Raw genomic sequence first — 21,779 nt, 5'->3', positions numbered from 1 at the left:
GGACGAGCCGGTCCACATGCAGTAGAGGGGGTGGGGGCACCTACCATTGTGAGACCCGACTTTACTTTTTTTGCAGTTTGCGCGCTTCGATCTTGGCCAGTCGCATCAATTCTTGCATGTAAGGCTTTTCCAGATCGTCGGACCTGATCGCCGCATAGAGACGCCGGGTGATCCCGGTTTCGGTGAGCGGTCGGGTGACATAATCAGAGCTGTATTTGATCTCGCGCACCACCCAGTCCGGCAACACGGACACACCACGGTTGGAGGCCACCAGCAGCAGGATCACCGCTGTCAGTTCCACCTGCCGGATTGCACCCGGCTCGACCCCTGCCGGGGTCAGCAACTGACTGAAGACATCCAGCCGGCTCTTTTCCACGGGGTAAGTGATCAGTGTTTCCCCGGCAAAGTCAGCCGCATCAACATAGGGTTTGGCCGCCAGCGGGTGCTGTGACGCCGCCACAAAAACCGGCGCATAGTCAAAGAGTTCAATAAAGGAAACACCCGGTAGGTCGATTGGATCGGAGGAAACGACCAGATCCACTTCCTCTTTCTGAAGCGCTGGCAGCGCGTCAAAGGCCAGGCCTGGGCGGATGTCCACATCCACATCGATCCAATTCTTGCGAAAGGCCTCTAGCACGGGGAACAGCCATTCGAAACAGGCGTGGCATTCGATGGCAATATGCATCCGACCCGTGTTGCCATCGCGCAGCGACGTGAATTCGGCTTGCATGGCTTCGACCTGCGGCAACACCTGATCTGCCAGTCGCAACAGCCGCAACCCGGCTGGTGACAGTTTCATCGGTTTGGAGCGACGCAGGAACAATTCCACACCTGCCTGATCTTCCAGCCCTTTGATCTGATGGCTCAACGCGCTTTGGGTGATGTTCAGCTGATCTGCCGCCCGGGCCAGACCACCGGCTTCGTGAATGGCCTTGATCGTCCGGAGGTGACGGAATTCGATATGCATCCTTTAGGTTCGCTCATGTTGTTCTTGAATATTATGAAATTGTTTCACAATGCTGCGTGTGCAACAAGGGCTGAAATCTAATCAGGAGATCCATCCGATGCGTACGCCGCAGATTTCGTTCGAGTTCTTTCCGCCGCAAAACCTGGAAGCGTCGTTCCGCCTGTGGGACACGGTACAGGTTCTGGCGCCGATGGATCCGCGGTTTGTGTCGGTCACGTATGGGGCAGGCGGCACCACGCGGGATCTGACCCGGGATGCGGTGGCGACACTGCATAAGTCATCGGGGTTGAATGTTGCGGCACATCTGACCTGTGTGAATGCGTCCAAGGCCGAAACTTTGGCCATCGCAGATCAATTTGCTCAGGCTGGCGTGAGCGACATTGTCGCTTTGCGCGGTGATCCACCCAAGGGGCAGGGGGCCTTTCAGCCGCATCCCGAGGGGTTCGCCAATTCGGTCGCGCTGATCGAGGCTCTGGCCGCAACTGGACGCTTCAATATCAAGGTCGGTGCGTATCCGGATCGCCACCCCGAGGCCGCCAGCCAGAGCGCGGATGTCGATTGGCTGAAACGCAAGATTGATGCTGGGGCGACCGAGGCTTTGACCCAGTTCTTTTTCGAAGCCGAGACCTATTTCCGGTTCCGCGACAAATGTGCCAAGGCCGGGATTGATCATGCGATAACGCCGGGCATTTTGCCGATCGAAAACTGGAAGGGGGCGCGCAATTTTGCGATCCGCTGCGGGACAGTCATTCCGTCCTGGGTCGAAGAAGCTTTTGGCAAGGCGGTCCGCGACAATCGCGAAGATCTGTTGGCGACGGCGTTGTGCACGGAATTGTGCAGTGACCTGATCGAAGGGGGGGTCGACAAGTTGCATTTTTATACGTTGAACCGGCCCGAACTGACCCGCGATGTCTGTCATGCGCTGGGTGTGGTGCCTCAGGTTTCTCTCGAGAACGTGGCGTAAGGCTTGTTCCGGTTTCGAGCGGTTTTTACGGTCCCTTTGAATTGATCTCAAAGGGACTGACCTATGCTGGACGCCAAATCACCTGATGACCTTCTCAAGATGGACGATGTCCTGAAACTGTCGGGGCTGGAATTCATGCAGGGAATTCTGGAGGGGCGGCTGCCGGCCCCGCCGATTTCGCGGGTCATGGGATATCGTTTGCATGCGGTTGACGCGGGGCGCGTGGTGTTCCGAGGCACCCCGGAATTTGATGTGACGAACCCGATGGGCACGGTTCACGGCGGTTGGTATGGAACGCTGTTGGATAGCGCCATGGCCTGTGCTGTGATGACCGGTGTTCCCCGAGGATCGGCCTATACGACATTGGAATACAAGATTAATATCCTGCGTTCGATCCCGCTGGGGACTGAAATCGACTGTGTCGGTGTGGTCGATCACGTGGGGCGATCAACCGGCGTGGCCCATGGCGAAATCCGCGGAGTGTCGGATTGCAAGCTGTATGCAACCGGATCGACCACCTGCATGGTGATGAACCTCGCAACCAAACCCTGATGGCTGCACTTGCATCTATCGCCCCCAGGGACCTGGCTTGCGTTCGGATCTGCGCCCTATCCGGGGAATACGTGTCGCGTTGAGCCGATAGTCGGGTTCGGGGTGGGGCGGATGCCCGTGGGTCTCGCTCCAAAAAGCGGGGCCGCCGCGTTTCAGCCACAGGGGAACGGTCAGGATCAGCCCGACCGCAAATCCACCGGCATGGGCCCAATAGGCAACGCCACCCGTATCCGGGTCCGAGCCCAGCCCGCCAATGAACTGCATCCCCAACCATAGCCCCAACATGACCCAAGCCGGGATTGGAATGATGCGAAAGAAGACGATCAGAATGATCAGAATATCGACTTTGGCCTTGGGGAACAGCAACAGATAGCCCCCCATAACACCGGCTATCGCGCCCGAGGCTCCGACTGTTGGTACTGTCGATAATGGGGCAGCTGCGACATGCAGCAATCCGGCCCCCAGACCGGAGACCAGGTAAAAGACAAGAAAGGGCACATGTCCCATCTCGTCTTCCATATTGTCGCCAAAGATCCACAGAAACAGCATGTTCCCTGCCAGATGCATGATCCCGCCGTGGATAAAGACCGACGTAAAGAGGGTTTCGAACCCACCACCATCCGTGATGCGGGCAGGAATGATGGCATAGTCGAAATAGAACTGGTTCAGCAGACGGGCATCGTCGGACAGCCCAAAATAGCCGACAAAGGCCAGAATATTGGCCGCCATCAGGGTGTAGACAACATAGGGCGTTCGCCCGGACGGGTTGTGATCGCGAATTGGAAACATGCCCCGACGCTGATCTGATTTCTGAAGGAGGTCAAGAGGACAACCGCCGCGCGCAGGTATACCTGCGCGCGGCGTGGCCCAACGGGCGAGCGGGCTTTTTCAAAGCCGGTTCGACGGGCGGGAGTGCCCCGGTTCTGTCAGTCCAAACCGCCCAACAGCGCGGCATTGCCACCGGCCGCGGTGGTATCGACGCAGGTATGGCGTTCTGCCAGGACACGTGCCCGGTCCGGTAGACCTGGGATCATCGGAAGGATCGGCCCGGGACGCCGGGCCAAATTCTGTTCGATTTCACGCCCGGTCGCTGCGTCTCCCCACCAAAGGACGCCAGAGATGCCCTGGATATGCTCCAACCGGTGCAGATCAAACATCCCCGCCGCCTGAATGGCGGTGCCACCGTGGCCCAGCACCGCATGGGCCTGGGCACTGACAGCTTTAGGGCCGGGGCCAAGGCATAACAGCGGTGCGCGGGGTGACACAGTCAGACGGTTGGATTCGCCTGTCGGTCCGGGCAGCGATTGGGTGTGCGGCCGGGCCGGAGTGCCGGTTTCGCCTGGCAGTTCGGCAAGCGCCCCCGCCCAATCCTCGTCTGCTTGTTGCCGATCCGGGGCGCAGAAACGGGCCAGATAATTGGGTCCGCCGGCCTTTGGTCCAGTACCGGAAAGCCCCTCTCCGCCAAAAGGTTGAGATCCGACAATGGCACCAATCTGGTTGCGGTTCACATAGAGGTTCCCTGCATGCACGGCCTCGGTTACATGTTGGACCCGATCATCGATCCGGGTGTGCAAACCAAAAGTCAGCCCATAGCCGGTGGCATTGATGTCGGCGATCACTTGATCCAGTTCGTGCGACTTGAAACGGGCCACATGCAGCACCGGACCAAAGATTTCACGGTCCAGCGCGGTGATGCCGGGAACTCCGATCAGGGTTGGTGCAACAAAGGTCCCGGTCTCTGGGATGGCCATCTGCTTTAACAGGCGTCCATCGGCGCGGGCTGCATCGATATGGGCGGCGATGCCTGCGCGCGCAGCTTCATCAATCACCGGCCCCACATCCGTCGACAGATGCCAGGGATCACCAATGATCAGCGCATCCATGGCACCCTGGAGCATTTCCAGAACGTCTTCGGCGATGTCTTCCTGAAGATAGAGACAGCGCAGCGCTGAACAGCGCTGGCCAGCGGATTGAAAGGCGCTTTCGACGATGGATTGCACAGCCTGTTCGGGCAGCGCCGTGGAATCGACGATCATCGCGTTGAGCCCGCCAGTTTCGGCGATCAGCGGTGAGCCAGGGCGCAGATTTTCAGCCATGGCAGCACGGATTTTCATTGCTGTGGCAGTAGAGCCGGTAAAGGCAACGCCATTCACACGCGAATCCGACGTCAGCGCGCCACCCACTTGTGGTCCGCCGGGCAGCAGCTGCAAGGCGTCACGCGGGACACCGGCCTGATGCAGCAGCGAGATGGCAAAATCGGCAATCAGCGGCGTTTGCGGCGCGGGTTTGGCCAGCACTGCATTGCCTGTGGCCAACGCAGCAGCGATCTGACCCGAAAAGATTGCCAAAGGGAAATTCCAGGGGGAAATGCAGGTGAACACGCCCGCTGGATTGGCATCCGGGATGCGGGCCGCGTAGTAGCGGAGAAAATCCACCGCTTCGCGCAGCTCGGCTACGGCGTCCATCTGGGATTTTCCGGCCTCGCGCGCCAACAGGGCAAAGATCTGGCCAAAATGCGCCTCATAGAGGTCGGCCGCGCGGTTCAGCGCGGCGGCGCGTTCGGACGCTGGTGCGTCCCAGGGTTGGGCCGACGCCAGCGCGACTTCGACATCGGCAAGGCTCGCCTGGGCGGCCTGGCCCACGAGGGTGCCGTCAGCTGGGTTGCTCACGACCACCGCAGCCTCGGGGGAGGCGGCCTCGGCCAACCGTGGAGAGGCCTGCCAGACGTCGGTCCGCCATGGGGTCCGGGCGGCGTCAATCGTTTCGAGCGTGGGCGTGTGCTTCAGGTCAAAGCCTTTGGAGTTGGGGCGTTCCGGAGCAAACAGGTCGGTGCCTGTCGGTATCTCGGGGGCGGGGGCCAGCGCCGTGACAAAGGGATCGGCCGCGACGATCTCGGGCGAGACATCTTCGTCGACAATCTGGTTCACAAACGAACTGTTGGCACCATTTTCCAGCAGGCGACGCACCAGATAGGCCAGCAGGTCACGATGAGCGCCAACAGGGGCATAGATCCGACAGCGCGTCTTGTTGCGCTCCAGCACCATCTGGTGCAGCGTTTCCCCCATTCCATGCAGGCGCTGGAATTCAAAGGGTTGCCCGTCCTTGGCCATATGCAGGATGGCGCTGACGGTGTGGGCGTTATGCGTTGCGAATTGGGGGTAAATCCTGTCAGTACGGTCCAGCAACTTGCGCGCGTTGGCGATATAGGACACGTCTGTTACCGCCTTGGAGGTGAAGACTGGAAAGGCATCCATGCCTTCGACCTGAGCGCGTTTGATTTCGGTGTCCCAATAGGCTCCTTTGACCAGTCGCACCATGATCTTGCGATCAAACCGTGTGGCCATGTCATACAACGCATCAATCGTCAGCCCGGCGCGGGGCCCATAGGCCTGAACCACGACGCCCAATCCGTCCCACCCTTTCAGCGCGGGATCTCCGATAACGGCATTGATTACATCCAGCGACAGCGACAGGCGATCTGCCTCTTCGGCATCGATGTTCAGCCCCATGCCCGCCGCTTTGGCCAGCAAGGCCAGCGCGCGCAACCGCGGGACCAGTTCGTCCATGACCCGGGCCTCTTGTGCCAGCTCATATCGCGGATGCAATGCCGAGAGTTTTACGGAAATACCGGGGTTTGCACGAATATCTTTATGTACACAGCCATCGGCAATCGACGAAATCGCGCGGGAATAGGACAGGTGATAGCGGGCGGCGTCGGCTTCGGTGCGGGCGGCTTCGCCCAGCATGTCGTAGGAATAGGTATAGCCTTTGGCCTCCATCCCCTTGGCGCGCGTCATCGCAGAGGTAATGGTTTCCCCCAGAACGAACTGGCGACCCATTTCCTTCATTGCGCGACTAACGGCGGTACGGATCACAGGTTCACCCACCCGTTTGATGGCGTTGCGCAGGGCGCTGACAGGTGACGGTTTTGCTTCATCCAGAACCTTGCCGGTCAGCATCAACGCCCAGGTCGAGGCATTGACCAACGAAGAGGAGGAATGTCCCAGATGTTTGCCCCAATCCGACGGGGCGATCTTGTCTTCGATCAGCGCGTCGATCGTATCGGCATCGGGCACCCGCAGCAGCGCTTCGGCCAGGCACATCAGAGCAATGCCCTCGTCGGTCGACAGGCCATATTCGGCCAGGAACACCTCCATCATGCCCGGGGCGGTGTGATCGCGAATGTCGCGCACCAGCGCGGCCGCGGCGCTACAAATTGTGCCGCGGTCGTTGTCAGACAGATTAGCGGTTGCGATCAGCTGGGCCAGCAGGGTGCTTTGGTCCCCATAGGTTCCGGCGTCAATCCGGTGGCGCAATGTGTCGGTCATCTGAGGTCGTCCTTGCAGGATGCGTGTTTTGAGAAGAATACCGGGAAAATCTCGGGACAATCGGCCAAAAGAAACATAATCTCGGGACAATCGACCGAAGTTTGTGCAATTTGGAGGCCATATGGGCATTTCTGATCTGGACCGTTTTGATCGTGCGATTCTGGAGATTCTGGCCGAGGACGGGCGAATCTCGATTGCCGATCTGGCACGGCGCATTGGTCTTTCAAAATCCCCGACCCAAACCCGGTTGCGCCGCCTTGAGGCTGATGGCGTGATCACGGGATATCGGGCGTTGATTGATCCGATCCGAATGGGGCTGGATCACGTGGCCTTTGTCGAGGTCAAGCTGGACGACACCCGCGAAGCCGCGCTGTCGGCGTTCAATGCGGCGATCATCAAGGTGCCAGAGATCGAGCAAGCCCATATGATTGCATCGAATTTCGACTATCTGCTCAAGGTACGGACCCGGTCGATGGCGGCCTATCGCGCGGTATTGGCCGAACGGATTTCATCGCTGCCACATGTTGCATCAACGTCGACATTTGTGGCGATGCAGGCGGTCAAGGAAGATGGGGCGCTGGGGACGCTCGAAAATGTGATTTGATTACTGTGCCATATGGCACAGGATCGGGGTATGGCCTGGTTTCGTTTTGCATATGCCCCGCTCATCCTGTCTGCTGTTTCGGCGTCCGTCGTGGAGGCCGAGACCTGTCCGCCGCCCCCGGATCACAGCCAATCCGTTCAGGGGTTGATTGAACAGGTTCAGGCGGCCGACAACGAAGGCGATGCGCGCGTGATCTCTAATCAGATGTGGGAATTCTGGGCCGATGCACCCAATGAACAGGCCCAGGCCATTCTGGATCGCGGGATGCAGAAACGGGCGGCATTTGATTTGGCTGGGGCCTTGCAGGAGTTCGATATCCTCGTCGATTACTGCCCAGAATATGCCGAAGGGTACAATCAGCGGGCCTTTGTAAATTACCTGCGACAGGATTTCAGAACAGCTGTGGTGGATTTGGATCGCGCACTGCAATTGTCGCCGGATCACATCGCGGCGCTCAGCGGCAAGGCGCTCTCGCTCTATGCGCTTGGGCAATTGGATGCAGCCCGTGATGCGTTGGGACGCGCATTGGAGATGAACCCCTGGCTCCCCGAGAGGGGCTTGGCTGCGCCAGGCGGTCCACTGGCCCCCAAGGGCACGGATCTGTAATCCAGGCCACATTGGGTTCGTGTCGCGGACCCCGGTCGCAGTGGTGTTTGTTTTCGCCGGAAAATTCGGATTTCTGCTTGCAGCCAGACGCGGGCTCCGTATACGTGAAACCAGTGTGCGGGCGTGGCGGAACGGTAGACGCATCGGACTTAGATCATTGAGTGCGCCGGGGGAAACGCCGGACGTAGAACTGCTCAAATTCGGGGAAACCTGTCAAATGGCAATCCCGAGCCAAGCCCCGAAAGGGGAAGGTGTAGAGACTAGACGGGCAGCACCTAAAACCGGACGTATCCGGTGATGGTGAAGGGATAGTCCAGACCCCAAACGCCCCAGACCGGGGTGGCGGTGAAAACCGTAGCGGGTAAGAAAATCCGTGGGGCGAAAGCCCGTGTGGGTTCGATTCCCACCGCCCGTACCAAATATCATTCCAAAATTCAGTGCGTCGCCGGACAGGATTGCGTTTCCCAGAGTGGGACGCACTGCGATCGGCTGTCCGGCCGTCCCAATCCGGGTCCGGCCGATCTGCTTCGGTTCCTGATCCACGCGCTCCGTGCGGTCTGTGTCTCAGGTCGTGCGCGTGATCACAGAATGTCGAATGTCTGGCCCGCGGCCAGCATTTGGAGGTTCTCCTGCGCGTCGCCATCAACCAAAGCCCACAACAGATTACCTGTGCCCCGGTGTGTGACAAAGATTTCGGCAATATCGGCGCTGCCCGCACCCGCCGTCGTCGCGCGCTGGACGATGAAATCGGCCGCTGTGGCGGTTCCAGCATACATCAGGACATCCCCATCCGCGGCGCTGTAATCCTGGATCCAATCGGTCCCATGAGAATCCGTGCCCAGATGAAAGAAACGATCAGCCCCAGAGCCACCGTTCAATCGGTCATGACCATATCCACCGTTAAGGAAATCATCCCCGGCACCGCCAAAGACGACATCGCTGGTGGAGCCCCCTCCAACGGCGTCATTCCCGGTACCACCCGCCACAGTGTCGACGCCTCGGCCGCCGTCTATTGTGTCGTTTCCGTCCCCGCCAAGAACCAAGTCATTGCCATAGCCGCCCCGAAGAATGTCATTCCCAGCCTGGCCATGAATCTCGTCGTGCAGATCATCAGGCGACCTACCGCCGGTCAAAACGTCATTGCCGTCGCCACCGTACAATGTATCGACGCCATCGCGGCCATTCAGGGTGTCATCACCTGCCAGCCCGGACAGAAGGTTGTTCCCGCTGGTCCCATAGAATGTATCATCTGCGTCGGTCCCGGAAAACGCTGTGCCAAATTGGGTCACGAAATCTGAAACTTCGACGTCCATGTCGGAGAAAACGAGACGTTCGATCCCTGACAGCCGATCCGTTCCGTCACCAGACGCGGCACCGGTGCCGGAAATATAGACCAGTTCATCTTCTGCCCATACATCGTAGTCCTGCCAGCCTCCCTGGTAAAACGCGGTATCGGCGGCACCGTCGCCGCCAATCAACATATCATTGCCTGCATCGCCCCGCATGAGATCATCGCCTGCGCCGCCCATCAGAACGTCGTCTCCGTCAGACCCCAACAGCCTGTCGACACCGTCGCTGCCCAGGATGACATCATTGCCCGCGCCACCATCAACGGCCTCGGGTGATGACAGGAATTCCAGATCTGCCTCGTCCGTCAAACTGCGCGGAATGATAATCTCGAACGCGGCATACCCCCCGGTAAACTCCTGATCAGTGCTGTCAGGTGTCCGGCTGTTCCATCGGACCCAAAAATCACCACCTTTGCCAAGGGCCATTTGTGACATTGACGACCCCGACGGATAACCAAGATCGATTGCCAATCCGTCGGGGCGGCCATCTGCGGTGTAGTTCTGCAGTATGGATCCGCTGAGGGCGACATATCCACCATCTGGGCGGAAAACCCGACTTGAATCGTTGCTGATTTGATGTGCCGATGGATCGTCTTTCGGGGCATAAACAAGCGCGTTGGATATCAGCGCCCCACTGGTATCCACGACATATTCGATCAACCTCGCAGACGGGCTGGACCGCAAGATCACGATATTGCCGTCCTCGTCGACCCTGGCACCATGGGTGTTGCCCCGCGGGAGCCCCCCCGCAGGGCTGACCGCATCCCCAATCGGCTCGCCATCAGCATCAAAAATCTGCATCTCCAAGGCAAAATCCCACGAGTCAAAAAATAGGTCCTGTTGCGGAAATGCCAGCCGAACACTTGTTCCATCACTCAAGGGCATATCTGTCCCAATTCGGCTGAATTCAGCCCTGGGGTCTACGGGATCACTAACTTCACCTGTGGATGAAATTGAAAATATGTTTATTTCAGAACCGTAAGAGTCATCACCGAGTCGAAAACCCAAAAGTCTGTCCATATTAGCGTAAATGTACGGGTTTCCATTCGCATCCAATTGAAACTGTAAGAACGGGGAGGGTCTGGTTATGTCAGTGCCTGACTCTACATGCGTCATCAGCACCGTTTCTGAGATCAAGGATCCGTCGGTGCCGATATGGCGGGCTTGATATTCCAACATGGGGAAAGGAAATGATCCGCTTAACCCCTGAAAAACAGCTGCAATCCCGCTGGCGTAATCCAGGCTCAGCATGGAGCCGTCATCCAGAACCAAAATGTTGCTTTCCCGCACGCTTGCTCGGGAGCTCTCAGTTTCCGGAGAGAACTCCGGAGCATCCGTTGCGTCCAGGGTTTGGGTGATCAGCAATTGATTGGTCATGTTTTTCGTGCCCTAAGAATTGGTTGTAAAATACAGTCTTTGTATTGGTCCTGCGGTTTTTATTTAATACACGCCTAGGGGGAAGTGAAGGATCAGTGTTTAAAAACGCCTGATCGAATTCGAGTGTGTTACGCAGGGATGAAAATTGATCCAGAGGATTGGCTCGACCCTGCGCAGAAACGCGAGAACGCATAGGAAAACAAGGATGTCGCGAGCGCATCTAATCACCAATGCCAAACGCTCAGACCAAAATCCCTGGCCACACACCCAGATCAAACGCCCGGACGCGCAGATGGTCTTTGCGGGCCCGACATTCAACGACGCGTGACGGTTGGCGATGTGGCAGCTGGCCTGGCACGAAGGCTTGGGCGGTCTGGCCACCGGGCAGTCCCTGCCTTGAGGCCGAGGGTCAGGCGATTGACGCGCTGAAAGGGCCGCATCTGACGGTCGCGGACGACCCGCCAGAGCGTGCTATGAGCGGTCGTACAGCAGGCAACTAGAGTTGGATGGGTGCATAAAGTGTGTGTTTTTATTCTACTTTGCCGGTCATGGTGTCTTGGTTTTTGGTCAGGGTGAATACTTCGATGGGCTCGGCAAAGCCTTTCAACCTGCTGTGTCCTGCCGACTGGAACTCAAACCGCCCGGCACAGACTTTGGCCAGTTGGGTGCTGACCAATATGTCGGTTTTCAGATCCCGGTTCAGGCCTTCCAAACGCGCCGCAAGATTCACGGTGGCTCCGAATGCCGTATAGTTCATCCTGTCCGAGCTGCCGACATTGCCCACGGTCGCGGGGCCTGTGTGGACTCCGATCCGGGTGCGCACAGGCATTTCAATGTCTTGCCAGCTGTTTGTTACCTGCGCAGCGGCCTCCTTGACCGCGAGCGCGGCCTGACAGGCAACAGCCGCATGGTCGGGTGTGTCCTCGGGCGCGTTCCAGAAGGCCATGACCGCATCCCCGATATATTTGTCGATGGTTGCCCCATGCGCCAACAGAACCTGCGTGACGGCTTCGAAATAATGCGACATCCGGTTCATGACGTCGTCAGGGTCCAGGTCCGCGGACATGGCGGTGAAATTTTCCATATCCATGAACAGAACGGTTAACTCGCGACGGGTGCCGCCCAGATGCGGGATTTCATTCTGCTGAATCAGCTTCTGTACCAGCGCCTTGGGGACATATTGGCCAAAAACACCCAGGCTGGTGCGCATGCGGTCCATTGCCGATTGGAGTTGAAAGATCTCTTCGACAACCGACGTGCCGGAGCGCGGGGCATCCAGATCGAACCGGCGGATCGCGTCGGCATCTGTCGCCAGGCCGATCAGGGGCCGTGACAGGCCGCGCGATACCAGCCAGACGATCGGGATGCTGGACAACAGGATCAGGGCCGAAACCAAAAAGGTATTGCGCGTTACCCGGTTGACCGGCGCGGCAATGGTGGACACAGGCATGGCCAGTGCGAGTATTTCATCGGCTTCGAACCGAGAGGATGCCTTGACCACATGGGCCACCCAGGGATCGCCCTGGGCGTCGATCAACCCAGCACGAAATCCCGGTTCTTGCTGGATCCTCATAATCAGGTCGGTCTGGACCAGTTCGTCTTCGGCATCGTGGGCGGTGCTGGCCAGGACGGTCCCGTCAGAGCCAAAGATCGTAAGCAGGCCGCTTTCGGCTTGAGGCTCGGACCCCAGGAATTCTTCGATTTGAGCCAATGTGACGTCAACGCCCACTGTGCCGCCAGGATGGCGGCGACTGATGGTCAGGCCGGGCAGGCCGGTGCCGGTGAATTTGTACAATTTGGTCCGGCTGACGCTTTTGTCGTCGGTTGCTGGTTTGAACCAGGGGCGAACTCTAGGATCGTATTCCGGGTCCAATGTTTGCGATGCAGCCAACAACTCGCCCTGATGGTCCAGAAACCGGCGCACCGAAACCCTGTGTCCGGATGCGTTGCGAAAGATTGATTGCGTCAGGAAAACCGTTCCTTCTGGCGCTGCCAATTCGACCAGGCGTTCGGGTGGGCGGGACGCTGCAAGCCCGATCAGATAAAAGGAACCATCATCGAACCCGATGTTGATCGAGGCCAGATAAGGCAAGCGGGTCAATTGCCTGCTGAGGAAAAGCTCGGCTGAATGGCCCTCTTCGTGGGGCAGGTGTCCGACGTTGGGCCAGATCGCCAACACCTGGGCCACGGCTTCCGCCGGTTTGATCAGATCGTCAATCTTGAGCCGCAGAATGTCGGCAGACCGCTCCATGATCTCGCTGGCAGTGATCATGGTCGAATTCTTGTGGGTGACATGCGAGTAAATCGCCAATGGCACTGCCAGCACCAGGGCCACACCCAGAATGACGGCAAACAGGCTAAAGGTGATCGGGAACCTCGTGATCCTTTTGCGCATCTTTCCCCCTGGTCTTTTGTTGTTTTTCAATGTTTTGCGACGTGTTTTTGATCTTTTGTTCCGGCGATTCTGCATCGCCGGGCCCCAAAACACCGCGTTCTGGGACTCTTGAGCACCCAAGCAGGCAAGGTCAAGGCCGGTGCATGACAGCGAAACACGGCCTCAGATCCTGGGTCTGGTCAGGAAAACAGGAAATCGGGGCAACCTCGTCTGGTGTGCCCTGGAGGCTTCTGCAATACTCTGCCAGATGACAGAGTCAGAGTGCAGCATTTCACGCTGTTGGGTGGCAGGTTTCCGAGGAATGTGATGACTGAATTTCGTTTGATTCATACGTCTGACCTGCACTTGGGAAAGGGCTTTGGCACCCTGCCGGATTCGCTGCGGGGGCGGTTGATCGAAGCGCGCCACGAAGTGATTGGACGTTTGGCCGATGCGGCCCGCACGCACCGCGCGGCGCATGTGCTGGTAGCAGGAGATATGTTTGACACAATCGGGCCGTCGCCCGAAGTGCGCAGACAGGCCGCTACCGCAATGAGCGCGGCGCAGGATATCCAATGGTGGATCATACCTGGCAATCACGATTCCCTGCGCGCCGAGGAGCTGTGGCGCGCGTTCGACCAGGAAACAGGTGAAAATGTGCATCTTTTGCGCGACCCCTCGCCAGTGGAAATGGCCCAAGGGGTGCAATTGTTGCCTGCTCCGTTGCCACGTCAGTTTCCGGGGAGCGATCTGACGGGTTGGATGGTTGGGGCCGAAACGCCCCCGGATGCGCTGAGGATCGGGTTGGCGCATGGGGGCGTCGTGTCTTTTGGAGAGAATTTTGATGGATCGGCGGTGATTGCACCGGATCGGGCCGAGACTGCCGGGCTGGACTATTTGGCGATGGGGGATTGGCATGGCCAGCTCAGGGTGACGGATCGCACCTGGTATTGTGGTACGCCTGAACGGGACAGGTTCAAACACGACGGGCGCGGTGTCTGTTTGGCCGTCACATTGAATGGTCCGGGTGCGGTACCTGACGTTACCCCGGTGGACGTCGGGCGATTTGAATGGCGCGCACCCGATCTGAGGCTGAGCCCGGGCATGGACATCGCGGCAGAATGCGCGCGGATTCTGACTGCCGACCGCGCGGCACGCCGGGACATTCTGTTGCAGGTGCGGGTCAGTGGGTTTTTGCGGATGGCCGAACGGGGGCAGCTGGATGAAGAGATCGCCAAGGCCCGACCGGATTATGCCCATTTGGGGCTGCGTGACGGCGATCTGTCCACCGAATACGAGACCGAGGATCTGGATCTGATCGCCACGGGTGGTGCCTTGCGCGCTGCTGCCGAAGAATTGCATCTCGAGGCCCAGGGACAGGGTGGGTCATCTGACGACATGCGGGTGGCACAGGCGGCTTTGAACCGGCTGTGGTCGCTGGTCCGGGAGGGGTAAGAGATGAAGATTACCTCGGTCCAGTTGAAGAATGTACGCCGGTTTGTTGACCCGGTCGCGATCACCGGAATTGGCCCCGGTCTGAATGTTCTGAGCGCCCCCAATGAACATGGTAAATCCACCTTCTTTGATGCATTGCACGCGGTGTTTTTTGTCAGCCATCGTTCGTTTGACAAGACTGTGAAACCGCTGGTGCCCCGGGTCGGTGGTGATCCCGAAGTCACCGTTGGGTTCGACATCGACGGGGCGCATTGGCGGCTGAGCAAATGCTGGAGCTCAAGCGCCAGCCGCAAGGATGCCAAACTGTGGCGCGATGGGGTTCTGACTGCGCAAAAGGCCGAGGCCGAAGCCCTGTTGTCGACGTTGCTCAAGGCCCCTGCGGACGGGGGACCTGCGGGGTTGCTGTGGGTGCGTCAGGGGGTCACCGAACTGCAAAGCGGTGGTGAAGAGCAGCAGGCCCGCCGCGATATCATGACCTCTGTCGCAGGCGAGGTCGAGGCCATGACCGGGGGACGGCGCATGGAAACCGCGCGTCAGGCGTGTCGGGCGTTTCTGGATCTGCACCTGACCGGGACCGGGCGGACCAGGGTTGGCGGCGGGTTGGGTAAAATCGAGACAGAAGTCGCCCATCTGCAACAGGAACGTGACCGGTTGGCCGACGAGGCACGACGCCTGCAGGATGACCTGGATCGGCGTCGCCAGGTACGGCGCGAACTGGGCGAACTGGAATCTCCGGCCGCACATCAGGACCGGGCCGATCTGCGGCGCAATGCAGAGGCGGGGCTGGCTTTGGCCAGGGCCCATGATCAGAAAGTGCAGCTGGCCAATGGTCTGGTCGCCCGGCTGGTGGCACAAGCCGAAAGATGTGCGGCACAGATGGATGCGTTGCAGGATGCGGTCGCCGAACAGGGGCAGGCGCAATCTTCGATGGCGGCGGCTCAGGCCGATGTGGAGACGGGGCGGGCGCTTTGCGAGGAGGCCCGGCAGGCGTTTGATGCGGCCAGCCAGTCCCATAAATCGGCCGCTGCGACTGCGGATCTGAGCGCCCAAACCACACGGCTGGCGCTGCGGGCCGAACAGGCACAGGCGGCGAAAATCCGACGCAAGGAGTTGCAGTCCCGGCTGGCCAGTGCCGAAACGCTGCGGCACCGGATCGAAGGCCTTACGGCTGAAATCGCGATTGAAGTTTCGTCAGCGGATATGAAGGCCCTGGATCGGTTGGTTGCGGACCTGGTTCTGGCACAACGCAGCCGCGACAATGCTGCAGCGTCATTTTCTGTGACCTACGCCGCAGGCGGAGCTGGCAAGGTTCTGCGCGATGGAACGCCGATCTCGGGTGACGAACGCCACGCGGTGCCCGATGGCGTTCATCTGGACATAGCAGGGGTTGGGCAATTGTCCATTTACCCGGCCGAAGCCGAGAACGATACCGGCGTTGAACAGGCCAAAACCGCCGTGGCTGCTGCATTGAACCAACTGGGGCAGGAGACGGTGGACGGTGCGCGGTGTTCGGATGCGGCGCGGGCCTTGGCAGAGGCCGGGCTGCGCGAGGCGCAGGCCGACCTCAAAGCCTTGGCCCCCAAGGGACTGGCAGAGTTGCGCGCCGAAATCGCCGGTCTGCCTGCACCGGTCGATCCTGATCAGGAAATCCCGGATGCCGCCACTGCCGAAGCTGAGGAGCAAGCAGCCCGTCGGGCCCGCGACACGGCAGCCGAAGCGCTGGAAGCCGCGCGAAGCCTGGATCAAACCCGGCGCGAGACGCTGAACCGCAGCGAAGGGGTGCTGCAAACGGCACAGGAACGGCTGTTGCGTGCCGAGACAGCGCTGGCAGGTATCGACGCCCCCGAGGCACAGCTGGCCCATTTGCGGCAAGCGGCCACAAAGGCGGTGCAAGAGACCGCGGCGGCCCGCGCGGCGTTGGCCGAGTTGCAAAAGGACGCCCCGGATCTGGCCGGGGCCGAAGCAACGATGAAACGGGCGCAATCCGTGGCCGATGCCGCCGCTACGACGATTGCCCGTCTGAGAGAAGAACGGGCGGCGCTCGACACTCGAATTTCGGTGCTGTCATCGGCCGCTGTCGAAGAAGAGCTGGCCCTGACCCACGAACAGCTGACCCAGGCCCAGAGCCGTCTGGACCAAGTCCAGTTCGAAATTGCGGTCAATCAACGGCTGGACCAGGCGCTGAAGACAGCCCAAGACAGGTCGCGCGAAAATTATGTCGCTGCAGTACATCGGGAATTGCTGCCACTTTTGCGGATGATCTGGCCGGATGCGGATCCGGTGATTGATGCCGAAACCGGGCTGATCACCCACCTGACCCGACGTGAAATCGCCGAGGATTTCGACGTTCTGTCCGGCGGCACACAAGAGCAGATTTCTCTGCTGGTGCGTCTGGCCTTTGCCAAAATTCTGGCGGCTGACGGTCGCCCGGCTCCCGTGGTGCTGGATGATGCGATTGTCTATACGGATGATGACCGGATCGAACAGATGTTCAATGCTTTGACCCGTCAGGCCCAAGATCTTCAGATTATTGTGTTTTCCTGCCGACAGCGTGCGTTTCGGGCCTTGGGCGGCGAAGTATTGAGCATTGGGCGCGTGACAGAACCCGCGTGACGCTGCCTGTCGTATCTTTGATGGGGACGATTGGGTGACGGGTGTGGCAAGCGTCAATTGTTCACATGAGCAGAGCAGCTGAGTGGTGGTATGGTGCAGGGGGCTCTGTTCCAAATGACAGAGAACCGGCACGGGTGGCCCCCGGTCGCCCCAAATTGCATAGAAGAACTTTTTAAACAGATGCCACAAGGGAGAACCCGAATATGCACGCACAGATCAAATTGACATGTTCATTTGAAGACGCTTTGGACAAGGTGACAGCGTCGCTGGCTGAACAGGGGTTCGGCGTCATAACCCGCATCGACATGCATAAAACGTTGGCCGAGAAACTGGGAGTGGAATTCAGGAACTATACCATATTGGGGGCCTGTAACCCGGTTCTGGCCCATCAGGCGTTGCTGGCGAACCCGGAGATCGGGCTTCTTCTTCCGTGCAATGTGGTTGTCGAAAACACCACGTCCGGCGCGCTGGTGCGTCTTCCGGATGCGGCAGAGTTGATGCAAGGTGGGACGGGGAATGCCGACCCTGCGCTTGCCGGGCTAGTTGTTGATGCAAACGATCGGCTGGCACGTGTGGCACAGGCATTGACGGATTGAGCCCCTTGGGCCCATGTGAGGACAGCGGCTTGAGACATCCGGTGTCACTGATGGGTTGGTTACCGAAAAACATTGGCAACGGATCATGTTGAGCTGGCCGTGATGTTGCAGGGGTCGCAAATCGGCAAGTATGCCTCGGCATTCTGGTCTTGGATCGGAAGATGACGGACATCGAAATTGGGATAAATGACCATGCCACAGGCTATACTGGAAGACCTCGTCCACCAGATTCGGGAAGCCGCCGGATCTCCTGAGCGTTCTTTGGCGTTGCGTGAACTCTTGACCGACAGTCAAAGCCGCAAACAGGATCTGGCCGATGCCATCGCGGATCTGGAGGAAGACGAAGTGATGATGTTCGAGGACGAGACCTGTTCGATCTGGACCTGTCGCTACGCACCGGACATCGTTTTTGCGCCGCATGAACATTGTATGAGCGTTCATATCGCCGTTTATCGCGGCACCGAGGTCGAAGTTCTCTATAAACGCGAGCCTGGTCAGCTGCGCCATGGCGGCAATACCTTGGTACAGGCGGGGGATGTCGTGCGTCTTGGGCCCGAGGCGATCCATGCGATAACGGCGGACGGGGATGAACAAAGTTGCGCGATCCATGTCTATGAAGGACCGCTGACACGGATCAAACGGTCTTTGTTTGACTGGACCTCTGGCGAACAGGTGGAATTCAGCATGGAAAACTTCCACGCCATGGCACGGCGCAAGGTGGATATGGATGAATTCCGGGCCTGAGCGCACGGCCTTGCCATTGACCTCTTGCACTGACTTCCTGCACTGACTTGGCGGAAGGCCCCGTGGTTTCCGGGGCTGTGGTCGCTGTACTGGACCGTGGCATCAACACAGGGTGTGCCGCGTTCCTGTGACATTACCCGCGGGCGGTTCGATTTTGTGTTCCACGACGGTGCCATTTGTGGGTACGTTTGGGCATGACCGTTATGTAACAAGCTGGGAGGGGCCTCATTGGAACGCAGACTCGCAGCAATTCTTGCCGCTGATCTGGTGGGCTATTCTACGCTCATGGAACGTGACGAGACCAAGACGCTTTTGGCGGTCTCCAGCCTGATAGAAACCACGCTGCGCCCTCTGGTTGCCGAGCATCATGGCCGGATCGTGAAACTGATGGGCGACGGCATTCTGGCAGAATTCGCAAGCGTTGTGGATGCGGTCAGCTGTGCGACGGCATGGCAGACACTGCTGCTTGACCACAGCGGTGGATTTCAGTTTCGTATCGGCGTCAATCTTGGCGACATCATCATCCAGAACGATGATATCTTTGGGAATGGCGTAAACATGGCCGCGCGGCTCGAAGGTCTTGCCGAACCGGGTGGTGTCTGTGTTTCCGAAGGGGTGTATCGTGAAGTCCACAATGTCCTGCCGCTTGTGTGGGAGGACCTAGGTGAACAGACCGTCAAAAACATCTCTGAGCCAGTTCACGCCTTTCGTATTCTGTCCGAACGCGAACAATATCAAAAAACACCCAAGGCATTTGCGGAATCCATCGGATTGGATTTCACCATTCCCGAACTGCCCTCAATTGCGGTTTTGCCTTTCACTGTCATGAGCTCCGATCCGGAACAGGATCATTTTGCCGACGGCATCACAGAGGACATAATCACAGCGCTGTCCAAGATCAGCAGATTGCTGGTTGTCGCGCGCAATTCGACCTTTGTTTACAAAGGATGCGCGGTCGATGTGAAGCAGGTCAGCCGCGAACAGGGAGTGCGCTATGTGTTGGAGGGCAGCGTGCGCAGTTCGGCAGGGCGTGTGCGGGTCACGGCCCAGCTCATAGATGCAACCAGCGGGCTCCATCTGTGGGCCGAACGATATGATCGGAAAATGCAGGACATCTTTGCCGTGCAGGACGACATCACCCGCGAGATTGTCGTGGCCATGGATGTGGAGTTGCGAGAAGGCGAGCAGCATCGCATCTGGTCCAGGGGTACAGACAATCTCGAGGCGTGGGAATGCACACGTTTGGCCACAGACGCTGTTCTGAGCGGATCTGTTCAGGACCGACCCAAGGCCATTGAACGTATAGATCGGGCTTTGACCCTGGATCCAGACTATGCGTTTGCCTGGTGTATGCGTGCATGGCTTTATTTCGGAGAGGCCGATGTGGGGGGCGGCATTGTCGACAGGAAAAGGTTCGACGAGGCCCAGGCATTGACCTTTGACTGTGCGCATCGGGCACTTGCCTTGGATCGCGATTGCGCCGAAGCCCACGCCATTCTTGCGCTGGCCCATCTGAACGCTGGCGATCATGACAAGGCGATGGAGTTGACCGAAACAGCGATTGCTTTGGCCCCCAACAATGCCGAAATCCTGGGCGGGGTCGCCTCGGCCGTAATGCGAAAATCGGGATACCCTGAACGCGGTGCCGAATTGGTCCGCAAAGCCATGCGTCTGTCGCCTGTTTACAGACCCGGGTTGCTGCGCGCCCTTGGGAACAACTATCGGCTTGCTGGCCGGCTCGAAGAAGCGGTCAGCTGTTACCGCGAGTCTTTGCAGCGCGAAAGCGGATATCTCGCACCCTATGTCAATCTCGTTTCGGCCCTGGGCGAATTGGGGCGACCAGCGGATGCCGCGGACGCGATAGCCCGGATCTTTGAATTCGAGCCCAAGTTCTCTGTCGAGGCGTATGTCAACGGTCTGTCGTATCGCAGATCGGCGGATCGCGACCGTATCAGACAGGGGCTTCTGAAGGCGGGGATGCCCGCCGAGGCCGCGCGCGCGCCGGTCTATGCGACGCGGGACAAACCCTCTGTGGCGGTTCTCCCCTTTACCAACATGAGCGGCGACCCTGAGCAGGATTATTTCAGTGACGGGATTTCAGAAGATATCATTACCGGGCTGTCCAGATTTCGGACGCTGTTTATCGTGGCGCGCAATTCGTCCTTCAGTTTCAAGGGGCAGAACCTGGAAACCAGCGAAATCGGGTCAAAATTGGGGGTTCAGTATTTGTTGGAAGGCAGCGTGCGCAAGTCCGGCAACCGGGTCCGCATCTCGGCGCAGCTGATCGATTCCGACACCGGAAAACACATCTGGGCCGATCGCTATGACCGTGAACTTGAGGATATTTTTGCGGTTCAGGACGAAGTCGCCCGGGCCATTATTGCGGTGCTGCCGGGGCGGGTTCAACACGATGTGGCCGATCGCATCGCCCAAAAGCCAACCGAAAACATGAAGGCGTATGAACTCCTCCTGCAAGGCAAGGCGCTGCGGGATGGTTTGAATGCGACCGACACGGCCAAGGCCCGGATTCTGTTCCAAAAGGCGTTGGAGTTGGATCCAAACTATGCACGGGTCTACATGTATCTGGCAGATACATATGTGGTGGACTTGTGGTTGGGGCTAGCCGGCGATGATGCCCCCAAACATGCGTTGACCATAGCCCGCAAGGGCGCGTCACTGGATAACAATGACGTCTTTATTCAGGACCAGCTTGGCTATGCCTATCTGTGCGCCGGTTTGTGGAGCGAAGCCGATGTGCAGTTCCAAAAGACGCTGTCCCAGATCGTCAACGAAGCGGAATCCATGGCCTGGTGTGGGTATGGCTTTCTCTTGTTGGGACAACCTCAGAAGGCACAGGAGGTCGTCGATGAAGCTGTTCGCCTTGATCCGCTGCACCCGCCAGCGCTGGACTGGATCCTCGGACAAATACATTTCCACCTCGGTCACTATGATCAGGCCGTTGGGTTTCTGATTGGTGAAGCTCTCTTGAATTCGCTGGCCCATGCTTTTCTGGTGGCTGCCTATGCCCATTCAGGTCGCGAAATTGATGCCAGGGAGGCGTTGAAATTGTTCATTTCCCATCGTCGTCAGGAATTGCTTGGCCGTGGCATAGTCGTGGAAAGGGACAGCGTTGCGTCGCTGGCAGGCGGGTTCAAAAGGATGTGGCGGTGCGCCGATGATTGGCAGCGTATCGCTTCGGGCCTTGAGATTGCCGGGCTGCCCACCACCTAGCGCTCCACTTCGGTCTGAA

14 protein-coding genes are annotated in these 21,779 nt (G+C 58.7%); 9 read left to right on the top strand and 5 right to left on the bottom strand.

Translation table 11 applies throughout. The features are described from left to right. Positions 1–61 precede the first annotated feature (61 nt). A complete protein-coding gene (locus K3727_13415) occupies positions 62–967 on the bottom strand; it encodes a LysR family transcriptional regulator (protein UWQ89807.1) in 906 nt (301 codons plus the stop codon). 97 nt (positions 968–1,064) lie between these two features. On the opposite strand from K3727_13415, the gene metF reads away from it, so the two are divergent. Beyond that, on the top strand, positions 1,065–1,931 hold the full coding sequence (metF, locus tag K3727_13410) for a methylenetetrahydrofolate reductase [NAD(P)H] (GenBank protein ID UWQ89806.1): 867 nt from the start codon (positions 1,065–1,067) through the stop codon (positions 1,929–1,931). 63 nt (positions 1,932–1,994) lie between these two features. Further along, on the top strand, positions 1,995–2,483 hold the full coding sequence (locus tag K3727_13405) for a PaaI family thioesterase (GenBank protein ID UWQ89805.1): 489 nt from the start codon (positions 1,995–1,997) through the stop codon (positions 2,481–2,483). Between the two features lie 15 nt (positions 2,484–2,498). Here the strand turns inward: K3727_13405 and K3727_13400 are convergent, their stop codons facing one another. Together K3727_13400 and putA are read right to left on the bottom strand one after the other, a co-directional pair. Beyond that, positions 2,499–3,272: a rhomboid family intramembrane serine protease gene (locus tag K3727_13400; GenBank protein ID UWQ89804.1), complete on the bottom strand. Its 774-nt coding sequence runs from the start codon at positions 3,270–3,272 to the stop codon at positions 2,499–2,501. A 137-nt stretch (positions 3,273–3,409) separates the two neighbouring features. Continuing rightward, positions 3,410–6,811 (bottom strand): bifunctional proline dehydrogenase/L-glutamate gamma-semialdehyde dehydrogenase PutA, encoded by a 3,402-nt coding sequence (gene putA, locus K3727_13395; GenBank protein ID UWQ89803.1) that lies wholly within the window; start codon positions 6,809–6,811, stop codon positions 3,410–3,412. A 121-nt stretch (positions 6,812–6,932) separates the two neighbouring features. Between putA and K3727_13390 the strand changes: the two genes are divergently transcribed. Further along, the gene (locus K3727_13390) at positions 6,933–7,415 is read left to right on the top strand and encodes an Lrp/AsnC family transcriptional regulator (protein ID UWQ89802.1); all 483 of its coding nucleotides are present in this window, start codon (positions 6,933–6,935) and stop codon (positions 7,413–7,415) included. Between the two features lie 30 nt (positions 7,416–7,445). Further along, positions 7,446–8,021 carry a tetratricopeptide repeat protein gene (locus tag K3727_13385; protein UWQ89801.1) on the top strand — a complete coding sequence of 192 codons (576 nt, stop codon included), beginning with the start codon at positions 7,446–7,448 and terminating at the stop codon, positions 8,019–8,021. A gap of 581 nt (positions 8,022–8,602) precedes the next feature. Here K3727_13385 and K3727_13380 read toward each other — a convergent pair. Next, positions 8,603–10,177 carry a hypothetical protein gene (locus K3727_13380; protein ID UWQ89800.1) on the bottom strand — a complete coding sequence of 525 codons (1,575 nt, stop codon included), beginning with the start codon at positions 10,175–10,177 and terminating at the stop codon, positions 8,603–8,605. A gap of 1,099 nt (positions 10,178–11,276) precedes the next feature. Further along, positions 11,277–13,142 (bottom strand): hypothetical protein, encoded by a 1,866-nt coding sequence (locus K3727_13375; GenBank protein ID UWQ89799.1) that lies wholly within the window; start codon positions 13,140–13,142, stop codon positions 11,277–11,279. A 306-nt stretch (positions 13,143–13,448) separates the two neighbouring features. Here K3727_13375 and K3727_13370 point away from each other — a divergent pair, with 306 nt between their 5' ends. The 5 genes from K3727_13370 (at position 13,449) to K3727_13350 (ending at position 21,760) form a co-directional block, all read left to right on the top strand. Then, positions 13,449–14,576 carry a DNA repair exonuclease gene (locus K3727_13370; protein ID UWQ89798.1) on the top strand — a complete coding sequence of 376 codons (1,128 nt, stop codon included), beginning with the start codon at positions 13,449–13,451 and terminating at the stop codon, positions 14,574–14,576. Positions 14,577–14,579: 3 nt separating this feature from the next. After that, on the top strand, positions 14,580–17,189 hold the full coding sequence (locus tag K3727_13365; protein UWQ89797.1) for an AAA family ATPase: 2,610 nt from the start codon (positions 14,580–14,582) through the stop codon (positions 17,187–17,189). Between the two features lie 203 nt (positions 17,190–17,392). Continuing rightward, the gene (locus K3727_13360; protein UWQ89796.1) at positions 17,393–17,785 is read left to right on the top strand and encodes a DUF302 domain-containing protein; all 393 of its coding nucleotides are present in this window, start codon (positions 17,393–17,395) and stop codon (positions 17,783–17,785) included. Positions 17,786–17,977: 192 nt separating this feature from the next. After that, positions 17,978–18,529, top strand: coding sequence for a hypothetical protein (locus K3727_13355; GenBank protein ID UWQ89795.1), 552 nt, complete (start codon positions 17,978–17,980; stop codon positions 18,527–18,529). Positions 18,530–18,757: 228 nt separating this feature from the next. Next, positions 18,758–21,760, top strand: a complete 3,003-nt coding sequence (locus tag K3727_13350; protein ID UWQ89794.1) for a tetratricopeptide repeat protein — start codon at positions 18,758–18,760, stop codon at positions 21,758–21,760. The last annotated feature ends 19 nt before the right edge of the window (positions 21,761–21,779 follow it).

Source organism: Rhodobacteraceae bacterium M382 (genome assembly GCA_025141015.1).
Lineage (GTDB): Bacteria > Pseudomonadota > Alphaproteobacteria > Rhodobacterales > Rhodobacteraceae > Aliisedimentitalea > Aliisedimentitalea scapharcae.
Note: the sequence above shows the minus strand (reverse complement) of the source record. Positions and strands in the feature narration are given on the sequence as shown.